The sequence below is a fragment of the Pseudomonas sp. GM33 genome, from assembly GCF_000282295.1.
Classification (GTDB): domain Bacteria; phylum Pseudomonadota; class Gammaproteobacteria; order Pseudomonadales; family Pseudomonadaceae; genus Aquipseudomonas; species Aquipseudomonas laurylsulfatiphila.
On the sequence record NZ_AKJO01000088.1, the window covers coordinates 19,655 to 39,564 of the forward strand.

The 19,910-nt window shown below is 59.8% G+C and carries 20 protein-coding genes and 1 pseudogene; 12 read left to right on the forward strand and 9 right to left on the reverse strand.

Features of this window, described 5'->3' with window-relative positions; all coding sequences use genetic code 11:
* Window positions 1-45 precede the first annotated feature (45 nt).
* Window positions 46-1,620 (forward strand): phospholipase D family protein, encoded by a 1,575-nt coding sequence (locus PMI26_RS14020; RefSeq protein WP_007975160.1) that lies wholly within the window; start codon window positions 46-48, stop codon window positions 1,618-1,620.
* A 95-nt stretch (window positions 1,621-1,715) separates the two neighbouring features.
* On the opposite strand, the gene PMI26_RS14015 is transcribed toward PMI26_RS14020, so the two are convergent.
* Both PMI26_RS14015 and PMI26_RS14010 read right to left on the reverse strand, forming a co-directional pair.
* Window positions 1,716-2,858 (reverse strand): MFS transporter, encoded by a 1,143-nt coding sequence (locus tag PMI26_RS14015; RefSeq protein ID WP_007975162.1) that lies wholly within the window; start codon window positions 2,856-2,858, stop codon window positions 1,716-1,718.
* Window positions 2,859-3,050: 192 nt separating this feature from the next.
* Window positions 3,051-4,544, reverse strand: coding sequence for an aldehyde dehydrogenase (locus PMI26_RS14010; RefSeq protein WP_007975163.1), 1,494 nt, complete (start codon window positions 4,542-4,544; stop codon window positions 3,051-3,053).
* Between the two features lie 235 nt (window positions 4,545-4,779).
* Here PMI26_RS14010 and PMI26_RS14005 point away from each other — a divergent pair, with 235 nt between their 5' ends.
* Together PMI26_RS14005 and PMI26_RS14000 are read left to right on the forward strand one after the other, a co-directional pair.
* The gene (locus PMI26_RS14005; RefSeq protein ID WP_007975164.1) at window positions 4,780-5,142 is read left to right on the forward strand and encodes a cupin domain-containing protein; all 363 of its coding nucleotides are present in this window, start codon (window positions 4,780-4,782) and stop codon (window positions 5,140-5,142) included.
* A 168-nt stretch (window positions 5,143-5,310) separates the two neighbouring features.
* Window positions 5,311-5,529 (forward strand): peptidase inhibitor, encoded by a 219-nt coding sequence (locus PMI26_RS14000; protein WP_007975165.1) that lies wholly within the window; start codon window positions 5,311-5,313, stop codon window positions 5,527-5,529.
* A 94-nt stretch (window positions 5,530-5,623) separates the two neighbouring features.
* Here PMI26_RS14000 and rpmG read toward each other — a convergent pair whose 3' ends face one another.
* On the reverse strand, window positions 5,624-5,779 hold the full coding sequence (gene rpmG, locus PMI26_RS13995) for a 50S ribosomal protein L33 (protein ID WP_003177274.1): 156 nt from the start codon (window positions 5,777-5,779) through the stop codon (window positions 5,624-5,626).
* Between the two features lie 11 nt (window positions 5,780-5,790).
* Complete coding sequence (rpmB, locus tag PMI26_RS13990; RefSeq protein ID WP_007975166.1) at window positions 5,791-6,024, reverse strand: 50S ribosomal protein L28; 234 nt, start codon at window positions 6,022-6,024, stop codon at window positions 5,791-5,793.
* Window positions 6,025-6,470: 446 nt separating this feature from the next.
* On the opposite strand from rpmB, the gene PMI26_RS13985 reads away from it, so the two are divergent.
* Window positions 6,471-8,057, forward strand: coding sequence for an ABC transporter substrate-binding protein (locus tag PMI26_RS13985; RefSeq protein WP_007975167.1), 1,587 nt, complete (start codon window positions 6,471-6,473; stop codon window positions 8,055-8,057).
* A 133-nt stretch (window positions 8,058-8,190) separates the two neighbouring features.
* Here the strand turns inward: PMI26_RS13985 and radC are convergent, their stop codons facing one another.
* Window positions 8,191-8,865: a RadC family protein gene (radC, locus tag PMI26_RS13980; RefSeq protein ID WP_007975168.1), complete on the reverse strand. Its 675-nt coding sequence runs from the start codon at window positions 8,863-8,865 to the stop codon at window positions 8,191-8,193.
* 135 nt (window positions 8,866-9,000) lie between these two features.
* On the opposite strand from radC, the gene coaBC reads away from it, so the two are divergent.
* From coaBC to argB, 4 genes and pseudogenes are all read left to right on the forward strand, one after another.
* A complete protein-coding gene (coaBC, locus tag PMI26_RS13975; protein WP_007975169.1) occupies window positions 9,001-10,209 on the forward strand; it encodes a bifunctional phosphopantothenoylcysteine decarboxylase/phosphopantothenate--cysteine ligase CoaBC in 1,209 nt (402 codons plus the stop codon).
* A gap of 5 nt (window positions 10,210-10,214) precedes the next feature.
* The gene (dut, locus tag PMI26_RS13970; protein ID WP_007975171.1) at window positions 10,215-10,670 is read left to right on the forward strand and encodes a dUTP diphosphatase; all 456 of its coding nucleotides are present in this window, start codon (window positions 10,215-10,217) and stop codon (window positions 10,668-10,670) included.
* A 261-nt stretch (window positions 10,671-10,931) separates the two neighbouring features.
* Window positions 10,932-12,308 (forward strand): annotated as a pseudogene (locus PMI26_RS13965) (phosphomannomutase/phosphoglucomutase); the annotation flags it as partial.
* A gap of 17 nt (window positions 12,309-12,325) precedes the next feature.
* Window positions 12,326-13,231 carry an acetylglutamate kinase gene (gene argB, locus PMI26_RS13960; RefSeq protein ID WP_007975174.1) on the forward strand — a complete coding sequence of 302 codons (906 nt, stop codon included), beginning with the start codon at window positions 12,326-12,328 and terminating at the stop codon, window positions 13,229-13,231.
* Between the two features lie 104 nt (window positions 13,232-13,335).
* Here the strand turns inward: argB and pyrE are convergent, their stop codons facing one another.
* Window positions 13,336-13,980, reverse strand: a complete 645-nt coding sequence (gene pyrE / locus PMI26_RS13955; RefSeq protein WP_007975175.1) for an orotate phosphoribosyltransferase — start codon at window positions 13,978-13,980, stop codon at window positions 13,336-13,338.
* 81 nt (window positions 13,981-14,061) lie between these two features.
* Between pyrE and PMI26_RS13950 the strand changes: the two genes are divergently transcribed.
* Window positions 14,062-14,841, forward strand: coding sequence for an exodeoxyribonuclease III (locus PMI26_RS13950; RefSeq protein ID WP_003176915.1), 780 nt, complete (start codon window positions 14,062-14,064; stop codon window positions 14,839-14,841).
* Between the two features lie 88 nt (window positions 14,842-14,929).
* Here the strand turns inward: PMI26_RS13950 and gltS are convergent, their stop codons facing one another.
* The 3 genes from gltS to rph all read right to left on the reverse strand — a co-directional run bounded on the left by gltS (window position 14,930) and on the right by rph (window position 17,678).
* Window positions 14,930-16,138 carry a sodium/glutamate symporter gene (gene gltS / locus PMI26_RS13945; protein ID WP_007975176.1) on the reverse strand — a complete coding sequence of 403 codons (1,209 nt, stop codon included), beginning with the start codon at window positions 16,136-16,138 and terminating at the stop codon, window positions 14,930-14,932.
* A 420-nt stretch (window positions 16,139-16,558) separates the two neighbouring features.
* Window positions 16,559-16,927 (reverse strand): DUF4870 domain-containing protein, encoded by a 369-nt coding sequence (locus PMI26_RS13940; protein WP_007975177.1) that lies wholly within the window; start codon window positions 16,925-16,927, stop codon window positions 16,559-16,561.
* 28 nt (window positions 16,928-16,955) lie between these two features.
* On the reverse strand, window positions 16,956-17,678 hold the full coding sequence (gene rph, locus PMI26_RS13935; protein WP_007975179.1) for a ribonuclease PH: 723 nt from the start codon (window positions 17,676-17,678) through the stop codon (window positions 16,956-16,958).
* Between the two features lie 268 nt (window positions 17,679-17,946).
* Between rph and PMI26_RS13930 the strand changes: the two genes are divergently transcribed.
* From PMI26_RS13930 to rpoZ, 3 genes are all read left to right on the forward strand, one after another.
* Window positions 17,947-18,810, forward strand: a complete 864-nt coding sequence (locus PMI26_RS13930; protein WP_007975180.1) for a YicC/YloC family endoribonuclease — start codon at window positions 17,947-17,949, stop codon at window positions 18,808-18,810.
* A gap of 12 nt (window positions 18,811-18,822) precedes the next feature.
* A complete protein-coding gene (gene gmk, locus PMI26_RS13925) occupies window positions 18,823-19,443 on the forward strand; it encodes a guanylate kinase (RefSeq protein WP_007975181.1) in 621 nt (206 codons plus the stop codon).
* Between the two features lie 167 nt (window positions 19,444-19,610).
* Entirely contained in the window at window positions 19,611-19,874 is a 264-nt protein-coding gene (gene rpoZ, locus PMI26_RS13920; protein ID WP_007921129.1) for a DNA-directed RNA polymerase subunit omega, read from the forward strand.
* The last annotated feature ends 36 nt before the right edge of the window (window positions 19,875-19,910 follow it).

Below are 19,910 nucleotides of genomic sequence, written 5' to 3' on the forward strand. Positions count from 1 at the left end.
CAGCGTCCATATGCCTGACTATGCCGCCAAACGGAACGACCCTACGTGAGAGTCAGACAGCCCCTGCTTGCTCTTGTGCTACTCGCCTCGTTCCTGGGCGGTTGCGCCAGCCTCGACGTACAGCGTGTACCGAGCCAGGCGCTGCCGGCTTCAGACTCCGCATTCGGCCGCTCGGTCCAGGCGCAGGCCGCGCCTTACAAGGGCCAGTCGGGCTTTCGCCTGCTATCGGACAGCACCGAGGCCTTCACCGCCCGTGCCGAATTGATCCGCAACGCCCAAAGCAGCCTCGACTTGCAGTATTACATCGTGCACGACGGCATCAGCACGCGCATGTTGATCGAGGAATTGCTCAAGGCCGCCGACCGGGGCGTGCGGGTGCGGGTACTGCTTGATGACACGACCAGCGACGGCCTGGACCGCGTCATTGCCACCCTCGCCGCGCACCCGCAGATCCAGATCCGCGTGTTCAATCCGCTGAACCTGGGCCGCAGTACGGGGGTGACACGTACCGTAGGCCGACTGCTCAACCTGTCGCAACAGCATCGACGCATGCATAACAAGTTGTGGCTGGCCGACAGCAGCATGGCCATCGTCGGCGGGCGAAATCTGGGGGATGAGTATTACGATGCCCAGCCCAACATGAATTTCACTGACATCGACCTGCTCGGTGTCGGCCCGGTTGCCGAGCAACTGGGGCACAGTTTCGACCAATACTGGAACAGCGCCCTGAGCAAGCCGATCGACGAATTCCTGTCGAGCAAACCCACCCCCCGCGACCTGGAAAACACCCGCACCCGACTGGAAGAGTCCCTGGCGGAAACGCGCAAACAGAATCATGCGCTCTACAAACACTTGATGACCTTCACCACCCATCCGCGCCTGGACATCTGGCGCCGCGAACTGATCTGGGCCTGGAACCAGGCATTGTGGGATGCGCCGAGCAAGGTACTGGCCAAGGGCGAGCCCGATCCGCAGTTGCTGCTGACCACGCAATTGGCGCCTGAACTCGACGGCGTCCGCAAAGAGCTGATCATGATTTCGGCTTATTTCGTGCCTGGCCAACCGGGGTTGGTGTACCTGACCGGGCGCGCCGATGCCGGCGTTTCAGTGAGTTTGCTGACCAATTCACTGGAAGCCACAGACGTTCCCGCGGTTCACGGTGGTTACGCACCCTATCGCAGGGCATTGCTGGAACACGGCGTGAAGCTGTACGAATTGCGTCGCCAACCCGGCGAGGGAGGCGGCAGCGGTAGCGGGCCGCACCTGTTTTCCAGCAGCTCTTATCGCGGCTCTGATTCCAGCCTGCACAGCAAGGCGATGATCTTCGACCAGCAAAAATCCTTTATCGGCTCGTTCAATTTCGATCCGCGCTCAGTGCTGTGGAACACCGAGGTCGGCGTGCTGGTGGACAGTCCGGAATTGGCTGCACGGGTCCGCGAACTGGCGCTGCAGGGCATGGCGCCAGCCCTGAGCTATCAAGTGGAGCTGGAAAACGGTCAGATTGTCTGGAGCACGGAAGACGACGGAAAAATGCACACCCTGACCAAAGAGCCAGGGAGCTGGTGGCGTCGTTTCAATGCCTGGCTGAGCGACACGGTTGGGCTGGAGCGGATGTTGTAGCTGCTGCCTGGCGGAACTCTTGTGGCGAGGGGGCTTGGCACTGCTTCGCAGCGCAACGGGGGCAAGCCCCCTCGCCACAGATTTTGTAATATCAGCTAAGCCGGTTGCACCGCACCAAACGCCCCCTGCCGCGACACCACGATCAACACGCCCAAGGCCCCGACCGCCATCAGCAACGGCAACGCATGGCCACTGATCCACTGGCTGCCGGCGCCCGCCAACAGCGGCCCAACCAGACAACCGATGCCCCACAGCTGGGCGATGTGTGCGTTGGCCCGCACCAGCGCATCGTCGCGATAACGCTCGCCGATCAGGATCAGTGACAAGGTGAACAAACCCCCGGCACTGGCGCCAAACAGGACCCACAGCGGCCAGATCAGCAGCGTATCGATCAGCATCGGAATCGCCAGGCTAGACACCAGCAAGACGATGGCGCAGCCGGTGAACAACGCCCGGCGCGACAAGCGATCGGCCAGCGCACCAATGGGCAATTGCAGCACCGCATCGCCGACCACCACCGTACTGACCATCGCCAGGGCAATCTCCGTGGTGAAGCCCTGGCGCAGGCAATAAACCGGCAATAGGGTCAGAATCATCGCCTCGAACGCAGCGAACAGCGACACCGCCCAGGCAATCGCCGGCAGGCCACGACAGAAAGCGAGCAAATCACTCAAGGTCACGCTGCTGGCTTCGCTGCTCGGTGCACCACTGCGGCCCAGCAACAGGAACGGAGCCGCCATCAGCAAACTGACGCCCACCCAAAAGCCATAATCGTGTTCGGTACCGATAAAGCCCAGCAACACCGGGCCTGCCAGCTGACTCAGCGCATAGCTGCTGCCATACAGCGCCACCAGCCGCCCGCGCCACTCCTCGACCACCAATTGATTGATCCAGCTTTCACCGATGATGAAGACGAGGGTCAGGATCACCCCGATCATCAACCGCAGCACCAACCAGACCGGATAACTCGGCAACAGCGCCAGCAATCCGATCGAAACCGCCCCGGCCCACAGGCACAGGCGCATCAGATTGGCCGTGCCGAATCGCGCCGCCAGATGGCTGGAGATTTTCGCGCCCACCAAGACGCCAATGGCCGGCATCGCGGCCATGACGCCAATGGCAAACGAGCCGTAGCCCCAGCTCTCCAGGCGAAACGACACCAGCGGCATGCTGACGCCCAGGGCCAGGCCGACACTCAGGACAGATGCCAATACGGCGAAATAAGTCGCCCAACGCATGCTCCACGCTCCTGTGGATTGATTTTTTCTGCAGGACACACAAAACAAATGTGGGAGCGGGCTTGCTCGCGAAGAGGCCATCACGTCCAACATCAAGGTTGGCTGATACACCGCCTTCGCGAGCAAGCCCGCTCCCACAAGGGATCTGCGTCGTTCGGGAGGCCTGCTATCCGGCAGGCCTCCCGAACGAGCTTACAGCTTGATCCAGGTCGCCTTCAGCTCGGTGTACTTGTCGAACGCGTGCAGGGACTTGTCGCGACCGTTGCCGGACTGTTTGAAGCCACCGAACGGAGCGGTCATGTCGCCGCCATCGTACTGGTTGACCCACACGCTACCGGCACGCAGTGCGCGGGCGGTGAGGTGAGCCTTGGAAATGTCGGCAGTCCAGACCGCAGCGGCCAGGCCGTACGGCGTGTCGTTGGCGATCGCGATGGCCTCTTCGGCGCTGTCGAATGCGATGACCGACAGTACCGGGCCGAAGATTTCTTCCTGGGCGATTTTCATCGCATTGCTCACGCCGTCGAAAATCGTCGGCTCAACGTAAGTGCCGCCAGTTTCCTGGAGGGTACGCTTACCACCGGCCACCAGCTTGGCGCCGTCGGCATGGCCGGACTCGATGTAGGACAGCACGGTGTTCATCTGCTGGGTATCGACCAGCGCGCCAACATTGGTCTCCGGATCCAGCGGGTTGCCCGGCTTCCAGGTTTTCAGCGCCTCGATCACCAGCGGCAGGAATTTATCCTTGATCGAACGCTCCACCAGCAGACGCGAACCGGCGGTGCAGACTTCGCCCTGGTTGAAGGCGATGGCGCCAGCAGCGGCTTCGGCAGCTTCCTGCAGGTTCGGCGCATCGGCGAAAACGATGTTCGGGCTCTTGCCGCCGGCTTCGAGCCAGACGCGCTTCATGTTCGACTCGCCGGAGTAGATCAGCAGTTGCTTGGCGATTTTGGTAGAGCCGGTGAACACCAGGGTGTCGACGTCGTTGTGCAGGGCCAGAGCCTTGCCGACGGTGTGGCCGTAACCTGGCAGCACGTTCAGCACGCCTTTCGGAATGCCGGCTTCGACGGCCAGGGCAGCGATGCGGATGGCAGTCAGTGGCGATTTTTCCGACGGTTTGAGGATCACCGAGTTACCGGTGGACAGCGCCGGGCCCAGTTTCCAGCACGCCATCATCAGCGGGAAGTTCCACGGCACGATGGCCCCGACCACGCCGACCGGCTCACGGGTCACCAGACCCAACTGGTCGTGCGGGGTGGCGGCGACTTCGTCGTAGATCTTGTCGATGGCTTCGCCGCTCCAGCTCAGGGCTTGCGCCGCGCCAGGGACGTCGATGTACAGGGAGTCGCTGATCGGCTTGCCCATGTCCAGGGTTTCAAGCAGCGCCAGCTCTTCGGCGTGCTGTTTGAGCAGGCCGGCGAAACGGATCATGGTGGCTTTACGCTTGGTCGGCGCCAGGCGCGACCAGACACCGGAATTGAACGTGGCGCGGGCGTTTTCCACAGCGCGCTGGGCATCGGCGGCGTCACAGCTGGCAATCCTGCCCAGCAGACGGCCATCGACCGGACTGATGCACTCGAAGGTCTCGGCGGAAACGGCGTCGGTGTATTCGCCATTGATATAGGCGCGGCCTTCGATTTTCAGATCGCGGGCACGTTGTTCCCAGTCGGCACGGGTCAGGGTGGTCATGCGAGTGTCCTCCTCTTATTGATACGACACCCGCGTTCTTCGCGGGCGCTGTCAGGAATTCTGCCCGGCCAGCCTGCTTTTCGGCCGAAGGCATCCACCACCCTAAACCAGCCGCACATGAAGTTTCAATATATTTGACATAACGCCGGCAAACGGCCTTGCGATGTTCATTTTAATAAACATAGACTTTGGGCTCATCAACCAAACGCGCCGCAATCACGGGGAGATAACAACAATGAACATCCAGAACGTCGTCGACTTCAGCCAGGCCACCACCGCCGCCGAGCGCTACCGCCCGGATCCGGCCAAAGTGCTCAAGGGCGACCCGGAACAAGCGGTGTACAACCACTACAACAGCCCTTGCGGTCAGTTGAATGCTGGCGTGTGGGAAAGTGAAGTCGGACAGTGGACGGTGAATTTCACCGAGCACGAGTACTGCGAGATCCAACAGGGAGTTTCGGTGCTGCGTGACAGCGACGGCAATGCCAAGACCCTGCGCGCAGGCGATCGCTTTGTGATCCCGGCAGGTTTTCGCGGCACCTGGGAAGTGCTGGAGCCGTGCCGCAAGATCTACGTAGCGTTTGAACAGAAGTCTTGAGCCCACCTCGAAACAGTCGCTGACATTCTGCCGCTGGCCCCGGGCAGCGGCACCGGGTAAGACTTGCTGACAGGTGCCCCGTATTTCATTTTGTCGGGCCGGTAACGCACAGGACGTGCAGCTTCCGACGACGTGGGCGCCCAACCAACAGTCATGCAAGGAGGCAACATGCCAGTCTTACCCGATCAATGCGATCTCGCCATCGCCCAATACACCATCGGCCAGAAATGCACACCGGAACTGCTTGAAGAGGTTCGCGCCCTGGCCAATGGCGCGCCAGTGCGAGCCACTGGACCGAAGTACCCTTCGAGCTGGGACCTGCGCCCGCAACGCATCAACCTGCACACCGATGCCGACAGGATAATCGTCAGCATCAACTGCGGCTGATCCGTTTCGGCGCTGACAAGGCACCCGATTCCCGCGTAACAAAAAAGGCCCGTATCTCGCGATACGGGCCTTTTTCGTAAGAGAGAAAAATCAATTACTTGATTTTGCCTTCTTTGTAGATCACGTGCTTGCGAACAACCGGATCATATTTCTTGATCTCGATTTTGTCCGGGGTAGTACGCTTGTTCTTGTCGGTAGTGTAGAAGTGACCAGTACCGGCGCTCGAAATCAAACGAATCAATTCACGCATGATTAGCTCCCTTAAACCTTGCCATCGCGGCGAAGTTCGGCCAGCACGACAGTGATGCCACGCTTGTCGATGATACGCATGCCTTTGGCAGATACGCGCAGACGCACAAAACGTTTCTCTTCTTCAACCCAGAAGCGGTGATGCTGCAGGTTCGGCAGGAAACGACGACGGGTTTTGTTGTTTGCGTGGGAAATGTTATTCCCGGTTACCGGACCCTTACCGGTAACTTGACATACTCTAGACATGCCTCAGCCCTCTAAAACCACATGCCCAACCCGGCATGGGTTGGCCGCTTAATCTCTCAGTCATTTGGCGCCAGGCGCCGCGTTTCTTTAGAGGTCTTACCGGCTACACCTACAGTGAAGGAACCGGGCCCCTAGAAAAGAGCGCTGCTTTATACCAGAAAGACTGGAGAGCAACAACATTCAGTGTGCGTTGAATTCACAAAATCCCCGTTTTCCGGGCTCCGAGCGCTTTGGACAAAGGCTATCGCCGATGGCGACCGCTCGTCGCAGAGAATCGGGCATTGGACCAACCAAGGGGGTTTCTCAACCGCTGCACAGCAAAATCAGTCGCCTATAGTCCTCTCAAAATGAAAAAGGGGATAGTCATTTGCAAAAGAGCCCACTAGGGTAAGGCTTTTCCAGACTGCACTTGCAGATGGGCCTTCGATCTGTAAAGGAAGCCGACCATGCGCCTCGCTGCCCTACCGCTATTGCTCGCCCCGCTTCTGCTGAGTCCACAAGCCTTTGCCGCCGCCCTGAGCGTCTGCACCGAGGCCAGCCCTGAAGGGTTCGATGTGGTGCAGTACAACTCGTTGACCACCACCAACGCTTCGGCCGACGTGCTGATGAACCGCCTGGTGGATTTCGACACGGCCAGCGGCAAAGTGGTCGCCAGTCTCGCCGACAGTTGGGAAGTCAGCCCCGACGGCCTGATCTACGTCTTCAAGTTGCACCCGCAGGTAAAATTCCATCGCACCGAGTACTTCACCCCAACACGCGACCTGAACGCCGAAGACGTGATTTTCAGCTTCGACCGCATGCTCGACCCGGCCAATGCGTGGCACAAAGTCGCCCAGAGCGGCTTCCCGCATGCGCAATCGATGCAGTTGCCGGCGCTGATCAAGAAAATCGACGCCCTCGATCCACAGACCGTGCGCTTCACCCTCGACCACGCGGATTCGACCTTCCTGGCGACCCTGAGCATGGGCTTCGCCTCGATCTATTCGGCCGAGTACGCCGACAAGCTGATGAAGGCCGGCACGCCTGAAAAACTCAACAGCCAGCCGATCGGCACAGGGCCGTTCGTATTCACGCGCTTCCAGAAGGATGCTTCGGTTCGCTATAAAGCCAACCCCGACTACTTCGCCGGCAAACCCTCTGTCGATCCGCTGATCTTTGCCATCACGCCGGACGCCAACGTCCGCTTGCAGAAATTGCGTCGCAATGAATGCCAGATCGCCCTGTCGCCCAAGCCCCTGGACGTACAGGAAGCGCTGAAAGAGCCGACCCTGAAAGTCGAAAAGACTGACGCGTTCATGACCGCATTCGTCGGCATCAACAGCCAGCACCCACCGCTGGACAAGCCAGAAGTGCGTCAGGCCATCAACCTTGCCTTCGACAAGGCCAATTACATCAAAGCCGTGTTCGAAGACACCGCCGAAGCGGCCAATGGTCCGTATCCGCCGAACACCTGGAGCTATGCGAAAAGCCTTCCGGGGTATCCGCATGACGTCGAGAAGGCCAAGGCGCTGATGGCCAAGGCCGGGCTCAAGGAAGGCTTCCAGACCACCATCTGGACCCGCCCTTCCGGCAGTCTCCTCAACCCCAACCCGAGCCTCGGCGCTCAACTGCTGCAATCCGACCTGGCGGAAATCGGCATTCAGGCCGAAATCCGCGTGATCGAATGGGGCGAGCTGATCCGCCGCGCCAAGGCCGGTGAACACGACTTGCTGTTCATGGGCTGGGCCGGTGACAACGGCGACCCGGACAACTTCCTCACGCCGCAGTTTTCCTGCGCCGCGGTCAAGTCCGGCACCAACTTCGCCCGCTACTGCAATGCGGACCTGGACAAGCTGATCAGCGCCGGCAAGACCACCGGCGAGCAAGGCGTGCGCACCAAGCTCTACGAACAGGCGCAGACGCAGATCCAGCAACAGGCGCTGTGGTTGCCCCTGGCCCACCCGACGGCCTTCGCACTGACGCGCAAGGATGTCGAGGGGTATTCGGTCAGCCCGTTCGGGCGGCAGGACTACTCAAAGGTCAACCTCAAATAATCAGACACAACACAAAATCTGTGGGAGCGGGCTTGCCCGCGATAGCGGACTTTCAGTCAACATTTGTGCTGAATGTACCGCCGTCATCGAGGGCAAGCCCGCTCCCACAGGATTTTGCATTCTCCTTCCGGATCTACATCCACCCATACTCAGCCATCGACAGCGGATCGCCATCGCCAATGATGAAATGGTCGAGCACCCGCACATCAATCAACTCCAGCGCCTCTTGCAGACGCTTGGTCAGCACCCGGTCGGACTGACTGGGGTTACTGTTGCCCGAAGGATGGTTGTGACACAGGATCAATGCCGCTGCGTTGTTGGCCAAGGCGCGCTTGACCACCTCTCGCGGATGAACGCTGGTGTTGTCAATGGAGCCGCGAAACAGCGTCTCAAACGCCAGTACCTGATGCCTGGAATCGAGAAACAGGCAACCAAACACCTCGTGTGGCTCGTGGCGCAGCATTGATTTCAGGTAGTCGCGAACCGCTTGCGGACTCTCAAGTGCCGGCTTCTGACGCGCCCGCTCGGCCAGGTGGCGCCTGCTCATTTCTTGCGCAGCCTGCAACTGTGCAAATTTCGCCGGACCCAGCCCCAACTGCTTGCTGAATGCTTCCTGATCGGCCTCAAGCAGCAAACGCAGGCTGCCAAACTGATTCAACAGGTGTCGTGCCAAATCCACGGCGCTTTTACCGACCACGCCCGTCCTTAAAAATATCGCCAGCAATTCAGCGTCCGAAAGGCTTCCCGAGCCCTGTTCAAGCAACCTCTCCCGCGGTCGTTCCGCCGCCGGCCAATCGCGAATACTCATAACACCTCCCTGTCTGTGGGCGCCGCTGTTCCGTAGCGGTCGCTGTGATATCGTAGCCCATCTTTTTTGCGGGCGAATTCACCCTGGGGAGGGGGTTTCGCCACGTATGTCACCAACGAATTGAAAGGCAGGCCTATGCAGCGGCTGTATCGGAAACGCATTGTTCTGGGCGTCGGCGGCGGTATCGCTGCCTACAAGAGCGCCGACCTGGTTCGCCGCCTGATCGACCAGGGCGCCGAAGTGCGCGTGGTCATGACCCGTGGCGGCGCAGAGTTCATCACCCCGTTGACCATGCAGGCCCTGTCCGGGCACCCGGTCCACCTGGACCTGCTGGACCCTGCGGCCGAAGCGGCCATGGGCCACATCGAACTGGCGAAATGGGCCGACCTGGTACTGATCGCACCTGCCACGGCGGATCTGATTGCCCGCCTGGCCCAAGGCATTGCCGATGACCTGCTGACCACGCTGGTGCTGGCCACCGACGCGGTGGTCGCCGTTGCCCCGGCCATGAACCAGGCCATGTGGCGCGATCCGGCGACCCAGGCCAACCTGCAAACCCTCGAGAGCCGCGACATCAAGGTCTTCGGCCCGGCCTCCGGCAGCCAGGCCTGCGGCGACGTCGGCCTGGGGCGCATGCTCGAAGCCCTTGAGCTGGCTCAGTGCGCGGCAGACTGCTTCCAGCGTCAGGCCCTGACCGGCAAGCACGTGCTGATCACCGCCGGCCCGACCCAGGAAAACATCGACCCGGTGCGCTACATTACCAACCACAGCTCCGGGAAAATGGGCTTTGCCCTGGCCGAAGCCGCCGTGGAAGCCGGCGCCCGCGTGACCCTGATCACCGGCCCGGTGCACCTGCCGACCCCGGATCGCGTCACTCGCATCGATGTGGTCAGTGCCCGCGACATGCTCGCCGCCTGCGAAGCAGCCATCCCTTGCGACCTGTTCATCGCCTCGGCAGCCGTCGCGGACTACCGCCCGGAAGTCGTCGCCCCACAGAAACTCAAGAAAGATCCTACGAACGGCGACGGCTTGTTGCTACAGATGGTGCGTAACCCGGACATCCTGGCCAGCATCGCCACCCGTCCCGACCGCCCGTTCAGTGTCGGTTTCGCCGCCGAGACCGAACACCTGCTCGATTACGCTGCACGCAAGTTGAAAGACAAGAACCTCGATTTGATCGTCGCCAACGACGTCGCCAACCCGAGCATTGGCTTCAACAGCGAAGAAAACGCCTGCAGCGTCATCGATCGTGAGCTTCACGCCACACTTTTCGCCCAGACCAGCAAGAGCAAGATTGCTCGCCAGCTGATCACTTTTATCGCCGAACGTCTGAACCAGGTTTAATTTACATGCACGCTTTGCAAGCCAAGATCCTCGACCCCCGCATCGGTACCGAATTCCCGCTGCCGCAATACGCCACACCGGGCTCCGCCGGCCTCGACCTGCGAGCCATGCTGGAGCAGGACACCGTGATCAAGCCGGGTGAAACCGTGCTGATCCCTACCGGCCTGTCGGTCTACATCGGTGACCCGAACCTGGCGGCGCTGATTCTGCCGCGTTCGGGGATGGGCCATAAGCACGGCATCGTGCTGGGCAATCTGGTCGGCCTGATCGACTCCGACTACCAGGGCCCGCTGATGGTCTCCTGCTGGAACCGTGGCCAGACCGAATTCACCATGCCGGTCGGTGAGCGCCTGGCGCAACTGGTGCTGGTGCCGGTGGTGCAGGCTCACTTCGAGATGGTTGAAGAGTTTGTTGAAACCGAGCGCGGCACTGGCGGTTTCGGCCATACCGGTACCCGTTGATAGACATTCATCGTGGCGAGGGGGGCTTGCTCCCTCGCCACAAAATTCAAATTGTCATCTGCAACGTTTAGCACCGAAAATCAAGGCATTGCCCGGCCAAATCCCTGCCATCAGGGGCGTCATGGCCCTTTCACACCACGAACTCTCTGTGGAAAACGCCGTCATACCCTTCAGTTTGAACCTGTCGCCGAATGACTCGGCGGCCTGTCCAGCCACTTTCGAGATGGAGCATTTCCACAGATGAACACCCCGGCCAAAATTGCACCCAAGTTCCCTGACAGCATCTTCCGCGCCTACGACATCCGCGGCACCGTCCCGGAATTCCTGAACGCCGAGACCGCTTACTGGATTGGCCGCGCCGTCGGCTCCCAAAGCCTGGCCCAGGGCGAGCCAAATGTGTCCGTCGGTCGCGACGGTCGCTTGTCCGGTCCGGAGCTGGTCGCGCAATTGATCAAAGGCATCGCCGACAGCGGCTGCCACGTCAGCGATGTCGGCCTGGTCCCGACGCCGGCGCTGTACTACGCCGCCAACGTGCTGGCCGGCAAATCCGGTGTGATGCTCACCGGCAGCCACAACCCGTCGAACTACAACGGTTTCAAGATCGTCATTGCCGGTGACACCCTGGCCAACGAACAGATCCAGGCCCTGCACGACCGCCTCAAGACCAACAACTTGAGCAGCGGCCAGGGCAGCATCACCCAGGTCGAAATCCTCGAGCGCTACACCACCGAAATCGTCCAGGACATCAAGCTGGCCCGTCGCCTGAAAGTGGTCGTCGACTGCGGCAACGGCGCGGCCGGCGTGATTGCCCCGCAGCTGATCGAAGCGCTGAATTGCGAAGTCATCCCGCTGTTCTGCGAGGTTGACGGCAACTTCCCGAACCACCACCCGGACCCGGGCAAGCCTGAAAACCTCGTCGACCTGATCGCCAAGGTCAAGGAAACCAACGCCGACATCGGCCTGGCCTTCGACGGCGACGGCGACCGCGTCGGCGTGGTGACCAACACCGGCAGCATCGTCTATCCGGACCGCCTGCTGATGCTGTTCGCCCGCGACGTCGTAGCGCGCAACCCGGGCGCCGAGATCATCTTCGACGTCAAATGCACCCGTCGCCTGATTCCGCTGATCAAGGAATACGGCGGTCGGTCGTTAATGTGGAAGACCGGTCACTCGTTGATCAAAAAGAAAATGAAACAATCCGGCGCCCTGCTGGCCGGCGAAATGAGCGGGCACATCTTCTTCAAGGAGCGCTGGTTCGGTTTCGACGACGGCATTTACAGCGCTGCGCGGTTGCTGGAAATCCTCAGCAAGGAAAAATCCTCGGCCGAAGAGCTGTTCGCGACCTTCCCGAACGATATTTCTACGCCGGAAATCAATATCCATGTGACCGAAGAGAGCAAATTCAGCATCATTGATGCACTGCACGACGCACAATGGGGCGCAGGCGCCGACCTGACCACCATTGACGGCGTGCGAGTCGACTATGCCAAAGGCTGGGGCCTGGTACGCGCGTCCAACACCACACCGGTGCTGGTGCTGCGTTTCGAGGCCGATGACGAGGCTGAATTGCAGCGCATCAAGGACGTTTTCAAAGTCCAGTTGAAGCGCGTTGCACCTGATCTCCAACTACCGTTCTGATTCACCCGGAGCCCTGAATGACCCTCGAACGCGAAGCCGCCGCCAACACCGCCAAGGTCCTGTCCGAAGCGTTGCCTTATATCCGCCGATACGTCGGCAAGACACTGGTGATCAAATACGGCGGCAACGCGATGGAAAGCGAGGAGCTGAAAACCGGCTTCGCCCGCGACATCGTGCTGATGAAGGCCGTGGGCATCAACCCGGTGGTGGTTCACGGCGGCGGCCCGCAAATCGGTGACCTGCTCAAGCGTCTGTCGATCGAGAGTCATTTCGTCGACGGCATGCGCGTCACCGACGCCGCAACCATGGACGTTGTGGAAATGGTCCTCGGCGGCCAGGTCAACAAGGACATCGTCAACCTGATCAACCGTCACGGCGGCAGCGCCATCGGCCTGACCGGTAAAGACGCCGAGCTGATTCGTGCGAAGAAGCTCACCGTCACCCGCCAAACCCCGGAGATGACCACCCCGGAAATCATCGACATCGGCCATGTGGGCGAAGTGGTGGGGATCAATACCGACTTGCTGAACCTGCTGGTCAAGGGCGACTTCATTCCAGTGATTGCGCCAATCGGTGTCGGCGCCAACGGCGAGTCGTACAACATCAACGCAGACCTGGTGGCCGGTAAGGTCGCCGAGGCGTTGAAGGCCGAGAAGCTGATGCTGCTGACCAACATTGCCGGCCTGATGGACAAGTCGGGCAAGGTCCTGACCGGTCTGACGACTCAACAGGTCGACGAACTGATCGCCGACGGCACCATCTACGGCGGCATGCTGCCGAAGATCCGCTGCGCACTGGAAGCAGTCCAGGGCGGCGTGGGCAGCTCGTTGATCATCGACGGTCGCGTGCCGAACGCGATCCTGCTGGAAATCTTCACCGATACCGGCGTGGGTACTTTGATCAGCAATCGCAAGCGTCACTAAGCGATAGCGCAATGAAAAAGACCCCGCTCAGCCTGGCTGAGCGGGGTCTTTTTTTTGCCGCATTCCCTGTGGGAGCGGGCTTGCTCCCACAAAAGCAGATTGCGTTACACGCCGAACTGGGCGCGGTAGGCTTCGACGGCTGGCAGGTGCTGCTTGAGCTGCGGATCATCCGCCAGGAATTCCAGCACCTGGTTCAGCGAAACGATACTGATGACCGGAATGCCGAAGTCGCGCTCGACTTCCTGGATCGCCGACAACTCGCCATTGCCGCGCTCCTGACGGTTGAGGGCGATCAGCACGCCAGCGGCCTTGGCGCCGTCCTGGGAAGCGATGATCTGCATCACTTCACGGATCGCGGTACCGGCAGTGATCACGTCGTCGATGATCAGCACTTCGCCGGTCAAAGGTGCGCCGACCAGGCTGCCGCCTTCGCCGTGGGCCTTGGCTTCCTTGCGGTTGAAACACCATGGCAAGTCACGGTTGTGATGCTCGGCCAGGGCCACGGCGGTCGTCGCCGCCAACGGGATGCCCTTGTAGGCAGGGCCAAACAGCACGTCGAACGCAATGCCGCTCTCGGCAATGGCAGCGGCGTAGAAACGACCCAGCTGCGCCAGGGCCGAACCCGAGTTGAATAGCCCGGCATTGAAGAAGTAGGGACTGGTGCGCCCGGACTTCAGGGTGAACTCACCGAAGCGCAAAACGCCGCGATCGATGGCAAAACGGATGAAATCGCGCTGATACGCTTGCATGAAAAAACCCCAAATACCACGGATTTAGCTAATTAGCTTGACGCCGTGTATCATACACGCACGCGATTTTTGGGGCCATTTATGCGGATCATCAGTGTGAACGTCAATGGTATTCAGGCTGCAGTCGAGCGTGGTTTGCTCAGTTGGCTGCAGGCACAGAATGCCGACGTCATCTGCCTGCAGGACACCCGCGCCTCCGCCTTTGAACTGGACGATCCAGCCTTCCAACTGGATGGATACTTCCTTTATGCCTGCGATGCCGAAGTCCCCGCCCAAGGTGGCGTGGCTTTGTATTCGCGGCTGCAACCGAAGGCTGTCATCAGCGGTCTCGGTTTCGAGACGGCCGACCGCTACGGGCGCTACCTGCAAGCCGATTTCGACAAGGTCAGCATCGCGACCTTGCTGCTCCCTTCGGGGCAGAACGGCGATGAAGACTTGAACCAGAAGTTCAAGCTAATGGACGACTTCGCCCGTTATCTGGATAAACAGCGGCGCAAACGTCGCGAGTACATTTACTGTGGCTCGCTCTACGTGGCGCAACAGAAGCTGGATATCAAGAACTGGCGCGATAGCCAGCAATCTCCGGGTTTCCTGGCGCCTGAACGTGCCTGGATGGACGAGATTGTCGGCAACATGGGCTATGTCGACGCCCTGCGCGAAGTCAGCCGCGAAGGCGACCAGTACAGCTGGTGGCCGGATAACGAACAGGCGGAGATGCTCAACCTCGGTTGGCGCTTCGACTATCAACTGCTGACCCCGGGCCTGCGCCGCTTCGTACGCAGTGCACGCCTGCCACGCCAGCCGCGGTTCTCGCAACACGCGCCGCTGATCGTGGACTACGACTGGACGCTGACCATCTGAGGCGTCGTTTCGCAGACGCCCTGGCCGGTCAAAAAAATGCCCGTATCGCAAGATACGGGCATTTTTTATGGGGCAAGCCGGCTGAACTTCAGACAGCGACGAAAAATGGCAGCGCCAGGAAAAACTTGATCACGATGACGTTAATGATATCGATGAAGAATGCGCCCACCATTGGCACCACCAGAAACGCAATCTGCGAAGGTCCGTAGCGTTGTGTCACGGCCTGCATATTAGCGATGGCTGTTGGCGTGGCACCCAGCCCGAAACCGCAATGTCCTGCCGCCAGTACTGCCGCATCGTAGTTGCTCCCCATTATTCTGAACGTCACGAATATCGCAAACAGCGCCATGACGACTGTTTGCACAGCCAGAATGATAAAGATCGGCAAAGCCAGCGAGGCCAGGTCCCATAGTTTGAGGGACATCAGGGCAATTGCCAGGAACAGCGACAAGCTTACATTCCCCAGTACCGAGACTTCGCGCTCAAACACCTGATACAAGCCAAGCGCCGAAAGCCCGTTGCGCAGAACAACACCGACGAACAACACACAAACGAAAGTCGGCAACTCGAATGCACTGCCGAGCAACAGCCCATTGAGAAGATTACCTGCCAGCAAGCTGACGGCGATCAGCGCGAGTGTCTCGATAAACGAGAAAGGCGTGATCGAGCGCTCCTTGTTCGGTTGCTCAAAGCCCTTTGGCGCGCGCGGCTTCGCTTGCTCAACGCAACCGGGTACCTGTACTCGCTTGATCAGCAAGCGGGCGACCGGCCCACCAATCAGTCCGCCCAGCACCAGGCCGAAGGTCGCAGAGGCCATCGCAAGCTCGGAAGCCGAAGCCAGGCCGTATTTCTCGCTGAATGTCGCGCTCCAGGCAGCGCCTGTGCCGTGACCGCCCGCCAGCGTCACCGAGCCCGTCAGCAGGCCCATCAGAGGATCAAGCCCCAGCAGGCTGGCAAGACCGATGCCCATGGCATTCTGGACCAGCAGAAGCCCGGTGACCGCAAGAATGAAAATCCCCACGACGCGCCCGCCCTTCTTCAGGCTAGCGAAGTCGGCGCTCAAGCCAATGGTGGCGAAAAACGCCAGCATCAAGGGGGTCTGCAACGAAGTGTCGAACCGGACTTGAACATCGAAGCTGCGCAAGGCCAGGAGAACCAGGGCAACCACCAGGCCACCCGCTACAGGTTCGGGGATATTGTAGGCGCGTAAAAAACCGACACGTGTGACAAGCCCGCGACCCAATAACAGTACCAGGGAGGCGGCGACTAATGTTCCATAAAAATCGAGCTGAATCATTTTGCACTTATTCTTGGATATATATTCAGGGGCGAACTTTTTACCTGGACACGCCTCTTGAACAGGTTGAATTTCTCAACACTGATTGATGGTGAATTCAAGGACCTTCAATGGTCTGAATATATCAAAATATTTCTTGAAATATTTCGTGGCGGCAACTTTATCAATCACCCTGACTTATTGCCAAGCATAAGGGCAATATCGACACTTTACAGTTGTGACTAAAAATGTATTAGCTCAGCGGTACTTGCCATGATAGTCGTTACAACTAGTAAATATAAATTACAGCTTGAAACATTTATTTGGTGTGACAAACAAAAATGCCCCGAATTATCGGGGCATTTGCTTATTACCTTGGCTGACGCTGCTTCTGCTTCTATGGGCGCAAGCAGGCTCGCTCCTGCAAGTGAAGACTGATCGTTATTTGATCAGTCGCCAGGTAAACGGGTACCGGTAAGGAAACCCTTCATTGGCTTTCACCCCGGCAATAATCGTCAGCACCAGCGCACCTATCGCCACCAGTCCGAACAGGAAGAACCCGATGATCACCACCATCAGCAGGAAGCAGATGGCCGAAGCAATGGCGACGGTGATCTGGAAGTTCAATGCCTCCTTGCCCTGGGCATCGATGAACGGATCCATCTCGCGCTTCATTTGCCAGAGAATCAGCGGGCCAATCAGCGTGCCGAACGGAATCCAGATCCCCAGCAAGGCGGACAGGTGACAGAACATCGCCCACTGACGCACCTCCTGGCTCGGCGTGGGCAGCGGCAGTTGTTCGTCACTCATGATGTCCTCCTTGCCTGGAGCGGTCCGGTCAGTCGGCCAATGCGGCCTTTTGCAGTTCGAAGATCTCGTTCATGCCTTTCTTCGCCAGCTCAAGCATGGCGTTCAACTCTTCAGGCTGGAACGGCGCGCCTTCGGCAGTGCCCTGGACTTCGATGAAACCGCCAGCACTGGTCATCACCACGTTCAGGTCGGTTTCGGCCGCCGAGTCTTCCAGGTAGTCGAGGTCGAGCACAGGCTCGCCCTTGTACATGCCCACGGAAACAGCAGCGATCATCTGCTTGACCGGGTCGCCGCCTTTCAGGCCGCCACGCTTCTTGATCACTTTCAAGGCATCGATCAGCGCGACCATGGAGCCGGTGATCGATGCCGTACGGGTGCCACCGTCTGCCTGGATCACGTCGCAGTCGACGTACAGGGTGACGTCGCCCAGCTTGGTCATGTCCAGCGCAGCGCGCAGGGAGCGGCCGATCAGACGCTGGATTTCCAGGGTACGGCCGCCTTGCTTGCCACGGCTGGCTTCACGCTGGTTACGCTCGCCGGTGGCACGTGGCAGCATGCCGTACTCGGCGGTCAGCCAGCCCTGGCCCTGGCCTTTCAGGAAACGCGGTACGCCCGGTTCAACGCTGACGGTGCAGATGACCTTGGTATCACCGAACTCGACCAGCACAGAACCCTCGGCGTGTTTGGTGTAGTTGCGGGTGATGCGGATCGAGCGGAGCTGATCGGCAGCGCGACCACTTGGACGTATCATAGGGAATACCTGTACTGGGGACGGAAAACTGCGGAGCATTATAGAGCCGACGGCCGCCCCTGGGCACTTCTAAAAAAATCCGCCGACGACCGAAGGCTCTGCACTGCACGCCGGCGCAGGCCTGCCGCTCTTTGTCACACCCTGTGTTTGGGCGCATCCGCGCCACTGCGCTACAATCCTGCGCCTTTGCTGCCAGTCGGCTTTAATTCATTGATATCGGATTCCCGGAACCACGGTTCTGCGCCGATCTGCCTTGCGAGGTACCGCCATGGTGCACAGCATGACCGCCTTCGCCCGCGTCGAAAAAGCCGGCGTCCAGGGCACCCTGAGCTGGGAACTGCGGTCGGTCAACAGCCGCTACCTGGAACCCCACCTGCGCCTGCCGGAGTCCTTTCGCGACCTGGAAGGCGCGGTACGTGAAGCCCTGCGCCAAGGCGTATCGCGGGGCAAGCTCGAATGCACCCTGCGCTTCACCGAAGAAAACACCGGCAAAGCGCTGCAGATCGATCAGGAGCGCGCCGCGCAACTGGTCGCCGCCGCCGAGACCATCGCCGGCCTGATCAAGAACCCGGCCGCGCTGAACCCGCTGGAAGTCCTGGCCTGGCCCGGCGTACTGGTGGGCGACGCCACCGACCCGCAAGCCTTGAACGCCGAAGCGCTGGCACTGTTCAACCAGGGCCTCAAGGAACTCAAGGCCGGTCGCGAGCGCGAAGGTGCGGAGCTGGCACGGTTGATCAACGAGCGCCTGACATCCATCGAAGAAGACGTGGTGACCCTGCGCGAATTGGTCCCGCAGATGCTCGCCACCCAGCGCCAGAAAGTCCTCGACCGTTTCGCCGACATGAAGGCCGAGATGGATCCGCAGCGCCTGGAGCAGGAAATGGTCATGCTCGCGCAAAAAAGCGACGTCGCCGAAGAACTGGATCGCCTGAGCACTCACATCATCGAAGTTCGCCGGGTACTCAAATCCGGCGGCGCTGCCGGTCGGCGCCTGGACTTCCTGATGCAGGAGCTCAACCGCGAAGCCAACACACTGGGCTCCAAAGCCTTCGACCCGCGCAGCACCCAGGCTGCGGTCAACCTCAAGGTGTTGATCGAGCAGATGCGCGAACAAGTGCAGAATATTGAGTAAGGCTACCCCGACATGACCCACAGCACTGGCACCCTTTACATCATTTCCGCCCCTTCGGGCGCGGGCAAGAGCAGCCTGGTCAAGGCCCTGACCGATGCCGATCCCGAGATCCGCGTCTCGGTCTCCCACACCACCCGCGCCATGCGCCCGGGTGAAGTGAATGGCGTGAACTATCACTTCGTCGACCGCAGCGAGTTCGTGAAGATGATCGAGCACGGCGATTTCCTCGAGCGCGCCGAAGTGTTCGGCAATCTCTATGGCACTTCGCAAAGCCACCTGCAGCAGACCCTGGACGAAGGCCACGACCTGATCCTGGAAATCGACTGGCAAGGTGCCGAGCAAGTGCGCAAGCTGATGCCGCAGGCTCGCTCGATCTTCATCCTGCCGCCGTCACTGCAGGCCTTGCACCAGCGCCTGACCAACCGTGGCCAGGACAGCGACGAGATCATTGACGGCCGCATGCGCGAAGCCGTCAGCGAAATGAGCCATTACGTCGACTACGATTACCTGATCATCAACGACGATTTCGCCCACGCACTGCACGACCTGAAGGCGATTTTCCGCGCCAATCAGCTGATTCAGAAGCGTCAGCAGCAGCGTCACGGCAAATTACTGGCTGAATTGCTCGGTTAATCAGCTCTTCCCAAAACCGCTGCAAGGGCTTTACATTGGCACCTGCAGCGCGTTGAAGGGCTTGGTCAAAAAATCAGCGCTTCCCTAATCGCTGGTGATTTTTTAAACTGTTGAGTCCGCTCGCCCATCCGGGCAGCGCGCATATTGCATTTGCTACGAGGAAGACCATGGCCCGCGTAACCGTTGAAGACTGCCTAGAACACGTGGATAACCGCTTTGAGCTGGTCATGCTCTCTACCAAGCGTGCCCGTCAACTGGCCACCGGCGGCAAAGAGCCGAAAGTAGCATGGGAAAACGACAAGCCTACCGTCGTCGCCCTGCGCGAAATCGCTGAAGGCCTGATCGACTACGCAGCTATCGCCGAAGCCGAAATCGTTGAAGATGAACCGCTTTTTGCTGCATTCGAGGACGAGTCCAACGAGGCCGTCTAAGCCTATGCCTGGTCGACGTAGCACGGCGCGGGATCA

What these genes read in the sequence shown, in the direction of transcription:
- PMI26_RS14015 (WP_007975162.1), bottom strand. Translation starts at nt 2,858, where the DNA reads ATGCGTTGGGCGACTTATTTCGCCGTATTGGCATCTGTCCTGAGTGTC.
- PMI26_RS14010 (WP_007975163.1), bottom strand. Translation starts at nt 4,544, where the DNA reads ATGACCACCCTGACCCGTGCCGACTGGGAACAACGTGCCCGCGATCTG.
- PMI26_RS14005 (WP_007975164.1), top strand. Translation starts at nt 4,780, where the DNA reads ATGAACATCCAGAACGTCGTCGACTTCAGCCAGGCCACCACCGCCGCC.
- PMI26_RS14000 (WP_007975165.1), top strand. Translation starts at nt 5,311, where the DNA reads ATGCCAGTCTTACCCGATCAATGCGATCTCGCCATCGCCCAATACACC.
- rpmG (WP_003177274.1), bottom strand. Translation starts at nt 5,779, where the DNA reads ATGCGTGAATTGATTCGTTTGATTTCGAGCGCCGGTACTGGTCACTTC.
- rpmB (WP_007975166.1), bottom strand. Translation starts at nt 6,024, where the DNA reads ATGTCTAGAGTATGTCAAGTTACCGGTAAGGGTCCGGTAACCGGGAAT.
- PMI26_RS13985 (WP_007975167.1), top strand. Translation starts at nt 6,471, where the DNA reads ATGCGCCTCGCTGCCCTACCGCTATTGCTCGCCCCGCTTCTGCTGAGT.
- radC (WP_007975168.1), bottom strand. Translation starts at nt 8,865, where the DNA reads ATGAGTATTCGCGATTGGCCGGCGGCGGAACGACCGCGGGAGAGGTTG.
- coaBC (WP_007975169.1), top strand. Translation starts at nt 9,001, where the DNA reads ATGCAGCGGCTGTATCGGAAACGCATTGTTCTGGGCGTCGGCGGCGGT.
- dut (WP_007975171.1), top strand. Translation starts at nt 10,215, where the DNA reads ATGCACGCTTTGCAAGCCAAGATCCTCGACCCCCGCATCGGTACCGAA.
- argB (WP_007975174.1), top strand. Translation starts at nt 12,326, where the DNA reads ATGACCCTCGAACGCGAAGCCGCCGCCAACACCGCCAAGGTCCTGTCC.
- pyrE (WP_007975175.1), bottom strand. Translation starts at nt 13,980, where the DNA reads ATGCAAGCGTATCAGCGCGATTTCATCCGTTTTGCCATCGATCGCGGC.
- PMI26_RS13950 (WP_003176915.1), top strand. Translation starts at nt 14,062, where the DNA reads ATGCGGATCATCAGTGTGAACGTCAATGGTATTCAGGCTGCAGTCGAG.
- gltS (WP_007975176.1), bottom strand. Translation starts at nt 16,138, where the DNA reads ATGATTCAGCTCGATTTTTATGGAACATTAGTCGCCGCCTCCCTGGTA.
- PMI26_RS13940 (WP_007975177.1), bottom strand. Translation starts at nt 16,927, where the DNA reads ATGAGTGACGAACAACTGCCGCTGCCCACGCCGAGCCAGGAGGTGCGT.
- rph (WP_007975179.1), bottom strand. Translation starts at nt 17,678, where the DNA reads ATGATACGTCCAAGTGGTCGCGCTGCCGATCAGCTCCGCTCGATCCGC.
- PMI26_RS13930 (WP_007975180.1), top strand. Translation starts at nt 17,947, where the DNA reads ATGGTGCACAGCATGACCGCCTTCGCCCGCGTCGAAAAAGCCGGCGTC.
- gmk (WP_007975181.1), top strand. Translation starts at nt 18,823, where the DNA reads ATGACCCACAGCACTGGCACCCTTTACATCATTTCCGCCCCTTCGGGC.
- rpoZ (WP_007921129.1), top strand. Translation starts at nt 19,611, where the DNA reads ATGGCCCGCGTAACCGTTGAAGACTGCCTAGAACACGTGGATAACCGC.